Source organism: Streptomyces sp. NPDC001480, assembly GCF_042894725.1.
GTDB lineage: Bacteria > Actinomycetota > Actinomycetes > Streptomycetales > Streptomycetaceae > Streptomyces.
The window spans coordinates 1-2,367 of sequence record NZ_JBIAVX010000061.1 but is presented as its reverse complement, the minus strand read 5'-3'; the positions used below and the strand labels follow the sequence as shown (position 1 = coordinate 2,367).

Below are 2,367 nucleotides of genomic sequence, written 5' to 3'. Positions count from 1 at the left end.
TCCGAGTAGTCCTTCATCGCCATCGGCGGTTGTCTCGCTTCCTCCGGATCAAGCAGATCCAGTATCAGCGTGTCCACCACTCAGGGGGAGGCTCCCTGGGCACAAGGGATCACTCTCGCGGAGTGGCTGATCGGCACGTCAGCAGGAACAGTGACGGTGGACACGCTGCTCGACAGCCAACCCGCCGTCGAGCACGTTCAGTAGCCGGTCTACTGATCACCGGTCCCGCTGACCAGTGGGACTGACGAAGCCCACGGCTCTGAACTGCTCAGATGCCGTGGGCTTCTGTCGTTGTTGGTCGACGTTGTGCGGCCTCGCACGGCCCAGAGACGGCCCAGCCCGCGCGTGAGTCGCGCTACCAGCCCCCGCCGAACAGAGGTTGCAGGGTAGCCGCTACACCTGACGTGACGGCGAGTATGCCGCCCAGACTGGCCAGGGTGGTGGTCGCGTTCTGGAACAGCTCCTGACGGAGTCGTGCCCATCGGGCACTCCAGAAGATCATCTTCAGCTTCTGCCACTTGTGCTGGCGGAGGTGACAGCCCATGAGTGCGCCGTGACTGTTGTTTCGGCACGAGCCACCACGTCCCTCGGCTCCGCACCAGACGGGCACGTTGAAGAAGAAGTAGAAGGCGCTGACCCCAGACAGGACGAGGAGCACGACCGGCCCGAAGTCGAAGGTCAGCCAGCCTGCGATGAGCACGGCAAAGACAACCCAGCCCCAGTACTTCCCGAATCCCTTCATGCGCGCCGATGATCCAGTCGTACTTGGGCCGCGGGGAGCGGCGCGGCGGGGGCGCACGGAAGCATCTCCAGTGATGCGGGTCCGGACTGGCAGAGCTGCGACGGTTGCCGCACAGCTCCCGAGAACTACGTCTGCGGCCGGCAGGGCGGGGCCGCAGGCCACGCGTACGCATCCATCGACAGATCATTACGCAGCCCTTGCCCGCCTACTTCGACTCGCATTCGGCACGGTGTCTAGGGTGACCTACACCTCATGTTTCACTCAACTGCCATGACAGGAGGGAGAGTTGCTCCCTAGGGTCAAATCCTGGCGGTCGACGAGGTCGCTTTCATCCAGAGAAACACGGGGTAAACACGTGCTGATGCGCAGCGCAGGGATCGTTCTGCTGGTGGTGTCCGCCGCTGCGCTGTCCGGGTGCAGCGGCGGGAAGAGTACGCCGCCTTCGCCGAGTGCCTCGAAGGCGGCGCTGATGTCCGATCCGGACAATCCTGACAAGGGTGCTAAGAAACCGGGCCGGCTGGGTCCGGGGACGGTGAAGCTGCCCGTGGCTGCGGACCGGATTGCCGCATTGTCCGTGCGGTATGACTGTCTCGGTCCCTCGGGTGGTCTGAAGGTCAGTAATGGGACAGCGCTGCGCGCCGGGATCGAAGTGTGTGACGATAGCGCCACCTACGGTGCCTCGATGAAAGCGAAAGACCTGGATGGCCGGAAGTTCGGCGGTACGGTCAAGATCGAGGTCGACAAGCGGACGCGGTGGCGCGTTTCCGTCAGCATCACCGACAAGGACGGCGTCAAACAGACAGTCCATAGCTGAGCTTGACTCTGTCGGCGATCTTGGAATTGCCCGGTGCGTCGGCGTGATTGGTGGGCATGCTCGGGGTGTTCCGAGAGTTCGTCCCCTCTTCGGCGCCTGATTGGATGGCCTCGGTCACCGCTTGACCAGCGGCAATGACGTATTCGGGCGCACAGAGCTGTACGCCCATGAAGGCAGATGACATCTCGGCGCCGGACGCCATCAGATCGCGCACCGCCTCCCGTACGCTCCGTCCCGAACCAATTGCTTGGGGGGACTATGCGCGCGAGACTCACCGTTGTGGCCCTGATAGCCGCCGCACTTGTCACTGCCTGCGCCGGCCATGGAGACGACGGCTCCACCGATGCCCGAAGTGCCTGTGAAAGCTCCGGTGCTGCTCACGGTGTCACTCCAGACAGCAGTACGCCGACGACCAATCCAGACTGGACCAAGGTGGCGGACGATCTCAACGCGGACGCAGACAAAGCCGCATCGGCGGCTCGCAAAGACGCCCGCTGGAATCGGCTCGCGGACGCTATGAACAGGCTTCAACGCGTTGCCGCCGACCGCCACGCAACAAAGCCAGGGGAGCAATCAGCCGCTCTCAGACGAAGACGCGCGGTCATTGGGCGACACCCTCGACGCTGTCGAGTCAGAGTGCCGCAGGGCACGGGCAAACTAACTGGATGCCAGTGGGTTGCTCGTCGACGGCCCCGGGAGTCCATCCGGGGCCGTCGCTAGTGCCGCATCAAGCAACGTTTGCCCTGTCCACGATCTCGCGTAGGCGTTCGTCGGCAGCGTGCTTGTTCCGCCAGATGATGTAGCGGCGGAT

Annotated in this window: 4 protein-coding genes and 1 pseudogene; 2 read left to right on the top strand and 3 right to left on the bottom strand. The window is 63.8% G+C overall.

Going from position 1 to position 2,367, the window contains the following annotated elements:
• Positions 1-69: 69 nt before the first annotated feature.
• Positions 70-204, top strand: a complete 135-nt coding sequence (locus ACFY01_RS46695; RefSeq protein ID WP_390741875.1) for a hypothetical protein — start codon at positions 70-72, stop codon at positions 202-204.
• A gap of 151 nt (positions 205-355) precedes the next feature.
• Here ACFY01_RS46695 and ACFY01_RS46690 read toward each other — a convergent pair whose 3' ends face one another.
• Complete coding sequence (locus tag ACFY01_RS46690) at positions 356-742, bottom strand: hypothetical protein (RefSeq protein WP_390741874.1); 387 nt, start codon at positions 740-742, stop codon at positions 356-358.
• 355 nt (positions 743-1,097) lie between these two features.
• On the opposite strand from ACFY01_RS46690, the gene ACFY01_RS46685 reads away from it, so the two are divergent.
• A complete protein-coding gene (locus ACFY01_RS46685) occupies positions 1,098-1,556 on the top strand; it encodes a hypothetical protein (RefSeq protein WP_390741873.1) in 459 nt (152 codons plus the stop codon).
• Here the strand turns inward: ACFY01_RS46685 and ACFY01_RS46680 are convergent.
• Both ACFY01_RS46680 and ACFY01_RS46675 read right to left on the bottom strand, forming a co-directional pair.
• Complete coding sequence (locus ACFY01_RS46680; RefSeq protein WP_390741872.1) at positions 1,534-1,770, bottom strand: hypothetical protein; 237 nt, start codon at positions 1,768-1,770, stop codon at positions 1,534-1,536. The genes ACFY01_RS46685 and ACFY01_RS46680 overlap by 23 nt on opposite strands.
• A 513-nt stretch (positions 1,771-2,283) precedes the next feature.
• Positions 2,284-2,367, bottom strand: a pseudogene (locus ACFY01_RS46675) (transposase); the annotation flags it as partial.

Coding starts and splice junctions, on each gene's coding strand:
- ACFY01_RS46690 (WP_390741874.1), bottom strand. CDS start 742: ATGAAGGGATTCGGGAAGTACTGGGGCTGGGTTGTCTTTGCCGTGCTC.